Source organism: Nostoc sp. CHAB 5836 (genome assembly GCF_020829445.1).
Lineage (GTDB): Bacteria > Cyanobacteriota > Cyanobacteriia > Cyanobacteriales > Nostocaceae > Nostoc.
Genome location: NZ_JAIVFV010000231.1, coordinates 1 through 9,117 on the forward strand (window position 1 = coordinate 1; position 9,117 = coordinate 9,117).

Here is a 9,117-nt window from a genome sequence, read left to right on the forward strand (position 1 = left end):
AAAATCTTGCTTTGGTGATTTTAGTTCATCTCCTCGTTGGTTGTACGAATCTTTTGCTACAATTAGCCGCGTGTCTTGTTCTAATGCTCCTGGGTCTTGATGACTATTTTCCCAGTCACGTACTTCTTGTTTGAGCCTTTCTTGCCAAATGCGAAATTCGCGGTTAATTTCAATCCATTCGCGCAATGTTCCCCACTCTCGAATCAATGCTTCGTGGACAATTTCTACTGTTTCTATTTTCTCAATTTCATCCCAAGCAGTCACCACTAAACGTTCATCAGCCAAACGTTTCACTAAACTCCAATTTTCTTCCTGTACTTCTTTGCGAGTCGCTACGCGCTTAGTGTCTTCTGTTCCTTCTCCTGGACGTACTAACTGAATCAATATCCTTTCTGCTTGTTGTTTCTCCCTTGCAGATAGCGAGTTGAATACTTGATCAGCTTGCTTTGCTAAAGCTTTTTCTAAACCACCAATTTCTTCATAAGCTTGGTGTGTTAAATACCAATTTTTCTGCTTCGACCAAAGCTGTGTTAGTGTAAACTCCAGTAAAGGTAAACGACCAGGATGATTGTCTAGATCATCAATTAGTTTACTTGTTAACCCTTCCTCCAATTCCACCTTCATTTTCAAAGCTGGGTTTTCAATTACATCTCGTAATTCCTCCTTGTCCATCGGAGTTAATAACAAGGCTGTGTATTGTTGCAAAGCCTGACCCATTGGTTGATAATCAAGGGCAATTCCCAAAAAATCCGCTCGCAGCGTCAACACTAAGGTAAAACTAGGAGCATTATTTACTGCAAAAAGCAGTGCATTTAAAAAACTGTAACATTCTTCCTCAGTTGCAAGAGTGTAAAGTTCTTCAAACTGGTCTGCGATTAATACAAAATGGTTAGATCCTGAAGAGTTAATAATATTTTTAATAAGATGGTTGAATACTGTCTCATCATGTCGCAAGTTGACTTCCAATTCGAGTTCTGTTAACCTGATAGCAGTTTTTCCTGGTGCTTCTGTTTGTTGTTGTACCGGAGACTGACAATATTTGCTCAACGCGATCGCTAAAGTATCAAAGGGATTTTTACCTGGACGAAAACTAACTATCCCTACATTCCCAGCAGATTGTAAATAAGGAATCAAACCTGCAAAGACTACAGAAGACTTTCCGCTTCCAGAAGCACCAATCACAGGTATTAGCTGGTTGCTGTTAACTGCTTCCACTAACTTAGCAATAAACTTCTCCCTACCAAAAAAGAAATCTGCATTTTCCTGACGAAATGCAGATAAACCTTGATAGGGACACTCAGGAAGTTCGCCAGAAAGTCCTCCCAAATCTTCCCAACTGGGTGGAGGACTCTTTGTATTTTGACAGATAACTGGCAGCCAGCTTACCCCTGGTAGCCACTTCTCAATATCTTTGTCGTCTGCAAGTTCTTTGAGCTTATCTCTTGCTTGTCGGACTGAATTAAATAAAGATTCACCTTGGGAAAAAGAACTTAAAAAATATTGGAGAAACTTTTGTGCTAATTTGTCTGGTACTTCTTCCCGCCAGACAATGATGTAGGCAAGATTTAAACAAGCTAATTGTCTTGCTAAACCTAAACCATTACAAGAATTGAAGATGGCTAATTTTAAACCTTTGTTAATTGCTGCTTTCAGTGTGCTTTTGATTTCTTCTAAACTTAAACTCTCATTGCGATTAATATTTATGACACCTATTTGACCATCATTCTGAGTTTCGCTATGGCCAGCAAAAAACAGGATATCGTAGGCTTCTTCCCAGAGCTTATTAAAATCTGAACGAATTGGTTCACTAAGAACGATTAGTTCTGCTCCCTGTTTTTTCAATTGTTTGAGTAATTCTTTATCTGGATTAGTATCAATTTCTGTACTATCTCCAAAAATACTGATAATTCTAGCTCTTCTAATTTTGCCAGGAATAGATGATTGTTCAGATGCCTTAGTACTTATATGAGAAGAGGTAAAACAAACGGCCGCCTCACAGGAGGAATTTCCTGACAAAAAATCCCATTCTTGCCAAGGTAGTCTATGTAAAATATCCTTAGTTAACTCTGATGCAATTTTCTGAGTGTGGATAAACAGATGAATTTCTGGATCGGGGTATTGTGGTAATACTTGTTGTAATTCAGACTGGATGGGGTAAAGCCACTGATGAAGTCGATGTCGTAAAGACTCTGCATAATCGCCACAATCTGTTTTGGATATATGAGTTATTTGGCTATTTTTAAAACCACCTCTGGAATTCTTAAGTAACGAATAGTATTGTTTTTTCCAACGTTGATAGAAACCTGGAATTTCTTCATCTGGGGGTAATTGAACTTCTATCTGTGCGATATTACCCTGTGGATTTGCGATCGCCACCTCAAGTTTATTTTTACCAAATCCGTGCTTAAAATTCCCGTCACCAAACTCAAAGTTTACCCATATTTCCATAAGACACTCTAAATAATCTTATTCACGCCATCCCGATTAATTGTTAAGAGGTTGTTTGAAAAGTATTATTGCTAACATCTAAGCCTCGGAAACCTAACCCCCCTAGCCCCCCTTCCCTACAAGGGAAGGAGGGTTTCAAAGCCTCTTGACCTTTCGGGGAGAGGAATGGAAGCGGGGTTGGTAGCATACTTTACAACTTTTCAAACATCCCCTAAAAGAATAGAGTTTCAAACCTCACGTTGTGTTGTCACAATTGTAACCAAACTAAAGGGAACAGAGATGTTAGAGAATTCCTAGCTAAAAAACCTGATTGTCACAAATCTCGCGATCGCCTCCGGTGAATGTTTGCATCATCGCGCCACAAACTCTATTCTGTCAGAGCATCAAGTTTAGCCAGTATTCTTAAGCCTTCTTCTGGGTTGCTAGTTGCGGTCATTGCTTGAAATCTGGTACGGTAACAGCCGAAAAACTTAAAAGCGATCGCGCTTAGATAAATATCTGCAATATCAAGCCAAAGAAACCAGGATAATGAATCATAATTAACCTCTATAGCTTTGAGCCATCAGCCATCAGCCACCAGTTACAAGCCGGAAGCTGAGATGCCGAAGAATCAAGGCTTTTGATTCAAATTAACTAATTCACTATGAATTCTGAACAAATCAAAAATTCTCTAAATATTTCGCCAGCTATACGCGTGGGAGTACTGGGTTTCGGCGGACTCGGACAAGCAGCCGCCAAGGTAGTTGCTGGCAAACGAGAAATGATTTTAGTCGCAGCAGCAGATCAAAAAGGCTACGCTTACGCTGCTGACGGTTTAAATACTGAAGAATCCATTGCAACCTATCAGTCTCAAGGTTCGGTGGGTTATTTAGAGCCAGTTGGTACATTAACAAATCAAAGTATTCAGGATTTAATCGAAATAGCTGAAGTAGATGGGTATTTTTTGGCTTTACCCAACCTACCAAATGACTTTATTCCCACTGTCGCCAAGCAGTTTATCAAATCTGGTTGGCGTGGAGTACTAGTAGATGCCATTAAACGCACCACTGCCGTAGAACAACTCCTAGCGATGAAAGAGGAACTGCAAGCCGCCGGAATTACCTACATGACAGGATGTGGTGCTACACCTGGACTGTTAACAGCAGCAGCAGCCTTAGCCGCCCAAAGTTACGCCGAAATTCATCAAGTTGAAATTACCTTTGGGGTGGGAATTGCTAACTGGGAAGCTTACCGCGCCACCGTTCGGGAAGATATCGGCCATATGCCTGGTTACACAGTGGAAACTGCTAGGGCGATGACTGACGCCCAAGTAGAAGCACTACTAGATAAAACTAATGGCGTGCTTACCTTGACAAACATGGAACACGCTGATGATGTGATGTTAGAAGTAGCCGGGATAGTGGGGCGCGATCGCGTTACAGTTGGTGGTGTAGTCGATACCCGCAATCCCAAAAAGCCCCTCAGCACCAATGTGAAGGTAACAGGACGTACCTTTGAAGGAAAGATTTCAACCCATATTTTTACTCTGGGAGATGAAACCAGCATGGCAGCCAATGTCTGCGGCCCTGCCTTCGGCTATCTCAAAGCTGGTAGACAACTGCACCAACGTGGCATCTACGGAATATTCACTGCTGCCGAAATTATGCCTCAATTTGTTAGATAAATAAAAGACATCTCCGAAAAAGAATTGTTTTGACGTAGCAGTGCTCATTGGTGTCAACTTAAGCCTGGGCGAATGGAATTCGCGGCTACACAAACAAAGTCCGCCTGCGCGGACTAAGAGAAAATTAATATTTTTAACCCGCGCAGGCGGGTTTCGTCTGTGTAGACGCGGTTTCTAACCGCCCTTTTAACGTTAAGTTGACACCTATGAGCAGTGCTACGTCTCTACAAGGGTTCTGGGTAACGTATATTTAATTTCACCAGATGTCTAAAGAATGGGGAATGGAGAATAATTATTAATTCATCCCCCCTCATCCCCCTCATCCCCCTCATCCCCCTCATCCCCAATTTATAATAATATTTCAGTCCTGATAAATCGGAGGTAAGTGTGACCACTACGGTACACTGGCAAGAACGAGTTGGTAACCAAAGGGATTGGATTTGGCGCGGCTGGCAAACCCGCTACACTTACATTCGCCCTAGCCAAAATCACCACAAGGCAACACCTCTGATATTGCTACATGGCTTTGGCGCTTCCATCGGTCATTGGCGGCATAATTTAGAGGTTCTGGGTGAGCATCACACAGTTTACGCCATAGATATGTTAGGTTTTGGCGCTTCTGAAAAAGCCGCAGCTAATTACAGCATCGAACTCTGGGTTGAGCAGGTTTACGATTTCTGGAAAACATTTATCCGTCAACCAGCAATATTAATAGGCAATTCCAACGGTTCACTAATTTCTATGGTTGCCGCCGCCACCCACCCCGATATGGTGCTGGGTATGGTGATGATGAGTTTACCCGACCCGTCACTAGAACAAGAAGCGATTCCTCCTGTGCTACGACCATTGGTTAGAGCAATTAAAAATATAGTCGCTTCGCCGTTGATACTGAAACCTGTGTTTAACTTCGTGCGCCGTCCTGGGGTGCTGCGTCGCTGGGCTAGTATCGCCTACGCGAACCCAGAGGCTATTACCGATGAACTCATCGAAATTTTAGCAGGGCCTCCCCAAGACCGGGGTTCTGCTAAGGCGTTTAGTGCTTTATTTAAAGCTGCGATCGGAATGAATTTTAGTCCCAGTGTCAAGACAGTATTACCAACCTTAACAATTCCCATGCTTTTAATTTGGGGACAAAAAGACCGGTTTGTTCCCCCAGTCCTGGCTAGCCAATTTGCCCAATACAACAAGAAATTACAAGTGCTGAATCTGGAGGATGTTGGGCATTGTCCCCATGATGAATGTCCAGAACAAGTCAACCAAGCGATTTTAGATTGGATTGAGAGATGGTTTGGCGTAGGCGAAGCCCGCCGCAGGCATCACCAAGCATTGGTTATTCCCTAAATATTATGCAATGGGTGCGATCGCCTCAGCAGTACCTTTGAATCAGGGCTATTTCATTCTAAACATAAACCACCCGGAACCATTCGCGAGAGGTTAAGGTCATAGATGATTTGTCAATAAGCAATCGTACTTAAAATATTGCCAAAATTGGGGTCGAAAACAGAATTTGTAGGCAGGCGATCACTAATCTCGATCCGTATCATTCATTGTCGCGATCAAAATTAAGTACAAGAGTTAACTTAATACTTCTGCTTTCTCCAAATTTTCAGCATAATTTCTAATTGACAAAAGTAAGTTTATCTTAACCTCTCACCGATGACCCGGAACTGAAGTTCCGCGCTAATAGCTAAAGTCCGTTTTAACGGACTATAACCCAATACACTTGGGTTAAGCATTTCCTCCTTCTCTCTTCTCTCTTCTCTCTGTGTTCTCTGCGCCTGGAGTGGTAGCCTGCGGCAAGCTGCAACTCTTACCAGACGCACTCGCGTTTGCGTCTACGTAAAAAAAGAGTTTCAGCCTTAAGCAATTTTGTAGCCACTCTCTGGTCTGAAAACAGTAATAATCGACCTAAAAAAATATTGGTTTGTCTAAATCAGTCATAGTAGAGGTTACAGCTACTGGATACATCAGCTCCTCTAATCTGTTGTCAGAGTGGTTTAGCTTTACATCAACTCGACCAGCAGCAAATATCAAGGGTTATAAGCATCGAATATGAACGTTTTACTTGTATATCCCCGCTTTCCGAAAAGTTTTTGGTCTTTTGAAAAGACACTGGCTTTATTAGACCGTAAAGCAATGCTACCGCCTTTAGGCTTGGTCACTGTAGCGGCAATTTTACCGCAAGAATGGCAGTTCAAGCTAGTAGATCGAAATGTTCGCATCTGTACGGAAGCCGAATGGGCTTGGGCAGATTTGGTTATTATGTCAGCGATGATTGTGCAAAAAGAGGATTTGCTCTCTCAGATATTAGAAGCAAAGCAGAGAGGTAAGCTGGTCGCTGTGGGTGGGCCCTTCCCGACAGCGCTACCCAATGAAATGACATCTGCCGGAGCAGACTACTTAATATTAGACGAAGGGGAAATCACCCTACCTTTATTTGTAGCAGCGATCGCACGGGGCGATCGCACAGGTATTTTTCGCTCTGGCGGTGAAAAACCAGATGTCACCAATACTCCGATTCCTCGCTTTGATTTGCTAGAGTTTGAAGCTTATGCGGAGATGTCAGTACAATTTTCCCGTGGATGTCCTTTCCAGTGTGAATTTTGTGACATTATTGTGCTATATGGTCGCAAACCCCGCACCAAAGACCCATCTCAACTGTTAGCAGAACTTGATTACCTCTATAAATTGGGTTGGCGGCGCAGTATTTTTATGGTGGATGACAACTTCATCGGCAATAAGCGGAATGTCAAATTATTTTTGAAGTCCCTTTTGCCCTGGATGGTGGAACATAATTATCCCTTTTCCTTTGCCACAGAGGCTTCAGTTGATTTAGCCCAAGATCAAGAACTGATGGATTTGATGGTAGCGTGTAATTTTGGAGCGGTATTTCTGGGAATTGAAACCCCCGACGAAGAAAGTCTCACTTTCACACAGAAATACCAGAATACCAGAGACTCACTCAGTGAAGCGGTGAATAAGATTACCCGCTCAGGGCTGCGAGTTATGGCAGGCTTTATCATTGGGTTTGATGGCGAAAAAATCGGAGCAGGCGCACGAATTGTCAAGTTTGTCGAGCAAACAGCAATTCCCACAGCCTTATTTAGTATGCTGCAAGCGCTTCCAGATACAGCCCTCTGGCACAGATTAGAAAAGGAAGGACGACTCCGCAGCAAATCAGCCAACATCAACCAAACCACGTTGATGAACTTTGTGCCAACTCGACCATTAGAAGACATTGCTCACGAATATGTGCAAGCGTTCTGGGATTTGTATGAGCCAGAGCGGTTTTTGGAGCGTACATACAAACACTTCCGTCTTTTAGGTGAAGCAACCTATCCGAAAAAGGGGAAAGCTGCCAAAAAACCATTAAATTGGAAAGTACTCCGAGCGTTGTTGGTAATTTGTTGGCGTCAGGGTGTACGTCGTCAAACGCGCTGGCAATTCTGGCGCAACTTGTGGAGTATGTATCAACATAATCCGGGTGGGGTAAGTAGCTATTTAGCTGTTTGTGCCCAAATTGAGCATTTCTTGGAGTATCGCCAAATTGTCCGAGATGAAATTGAGGCTCAAGTAGCTGGATTTCTGCAAGCTGAAGCTAGGGTAAAACCTGAAGCAGAAGTGATGGAAGTGTTAGGAAGTTTAAAATAATAACTTAAGTAGGTCGGCGCAATTAAAGCTAACTGGCTAAGACTGTCATTTGTCCTAAGTCAATTGGTCACTAGTAAAGATTTTAAGGCTATTTACGTTTCGTAACATACTTTGATTTTTTCGCGCCAACTTACTTAGTACAATATTTCATAAATTCGTAGCCAATTCTTTTTGCGTTCCTACCCTACGGGAAGGCGTTCGCGTAGCGTCTCGTAGAGAAGCGCCTATGCGCTTCCCTTTGCGCCCCTACCCTGCGGGAACGCTAAGAGCGAACAAGTCTCTTAACCGCAAGGGCGCACTGGCAACTCTTTGCCTCTGCGGTTCGTCATTCCGTAATTCCTGCGTAAGTCCTATTCTGATAAATAACGATGGATATAGGACTCCTAAATCTTAATCATGATCAAGTTAGCCGCTCTGCGCTAAAGTAAAAATATTGGGATAAAAATCTCTGGCAGTAAGTTCAATACACCCCTAATCTTTACCACTGCGGCGATAATGTCTCAAGAACATAACGAATCACTCCAAATTCAGGAGATTACCAAACTTAAACCGAAACACTTTGCTGATTTAGTCAGATCAGCACAATTGGTTTTCGACCCCACAGCCGGAGTTTCGGGAAGAAATATCACAGTTGACTGGGAACAATTTGGAATTCCTCGTGATGTAGCGGACAATCTCAAGTCACTTGGTCAGCAGTATCAATATGCATCTCCTCACATCCCTGTTGAAGATGTTTGGAGTAAATTAACTCCAGAAACTCGTATTTGGTTCGTTGAAAATAAAGATAAGTTATGGCAGCTTGAAGAAGCTTTTCCAGCCCTTGACGAAGATTAAACCTGATTTTTCACGGTATGTGGAAAACCTCACTTCTATTTCTCTCTTCCTTTAAAGAGAGAGACTTTGAATTTTCCCCCTTCCCGACACGGGAAGGGGGTTAGGTTTTTCGTTGACTTTTCCACATGACCTGAATTGTCAGCAGGTGAACTACTCAGAGTTGCCTACGGCTGAAATCGTAGTTCTGGCAATTCATTGGGAATAGCCATCAATTACTTCGCAATACTGCTCGGTTAAGGAAAGAAAGTAGGCTGAAACCCTTGAAATCTCGTTGTCTCTAATGCCCAAAAGAGGCTTAACCGAGCAGTATTGAATTACTTCGTAGTTTTTTTGGTCTGACATTCCCTCCCTGGGCAGGAGTCCTGGTTCTCAAAACCCAAAATTTATCTTGTAACATATAGTTCCAAATCTCATAGTCAAATATAGTCAGACGTTTGAAATTTAGGTTTAAGCTACCCCAAATTCAGGATGGACATCCTTGGATATTGGGATTAGTGGCCTTGGATGTACTACCAGACATC

General features: G+C 42.7%; 5 protein-coding genes. 4 read left to right on the top strand and 1 reads right to left on the bottom strand.

From position 1 onward, the window contains the following. Nucleotides 1-2,448: CHAT domain-containing protein (locus tag LC605_RS28945; protein ID WP_229550894.1), on the bottom strand; the 2,448-nt coding region annotated here is incomplete at its 3' end. A 643-nt stretch (nucleotides 2,449-3,091) separates the two neighbouring features. On the opposite strand from LC605_RS28945, the gene LC605_RS28955 reads away from it, so the two are divergent. The 4 genes from LC605_RS28955 (at nucleotide 3,092) to LC605_RS28970 (ending at nucleotide 8,596) form a co-directional block, all read left to right on the top strand. Beyond that, nucleotides 3,092-4,111: a saccharopine dehydrogenase-like oxidoreductase gene (locus LC605_RS28955; protein ID WP_229550896.1), complete on the top strand. Its 1,020-nt coding sequence runs from the start codon at nucleotides 3,092-3,094 to the stop codon at nucleotides 4,109-4,111. A gap of 387 nt (nucleotides 4,112-4,498) precedes the next feature. Beyond that, nucleotides 4,499-5,452, top strand: coding sequence for an alpha/beta fold hydrolase (locus LC605_RS28960; protein WP_229550897.1), 954 nt, complete (start codon nucleotides 4,499-4,501; stop codon nucleotides 5,450-5,452). A gap of 711 nt (nucleotides 5,453-6,163) precedes the next feature. Beyond that, a complete protein-coding gene (locus tag LC605_RS28965; RefSeq protein ID WP_229550898.1) occupies nucleotides 6,164-7,762 on the top strand; it encodes a B12-binding domain-containing radical SAM protein in 1,599 nt (532 codons plus the stop codon). Between the two features lie 495 nt (nucleotides 7,763-8,257). Further along, nucleotides 8,258-8,596 (top strand): hypothetical protein, encoded by a 339-nt coding sequence (locus LC605_RS28970; RefSeq protein WP_229550899.1) that lies wholly within the window; start codon nucleotides 8,258-8,260, stop codon nucleotides 8,594-8,596. Nucleotides 8,597-9,117 lie beyond the last annotated feature (521 nt).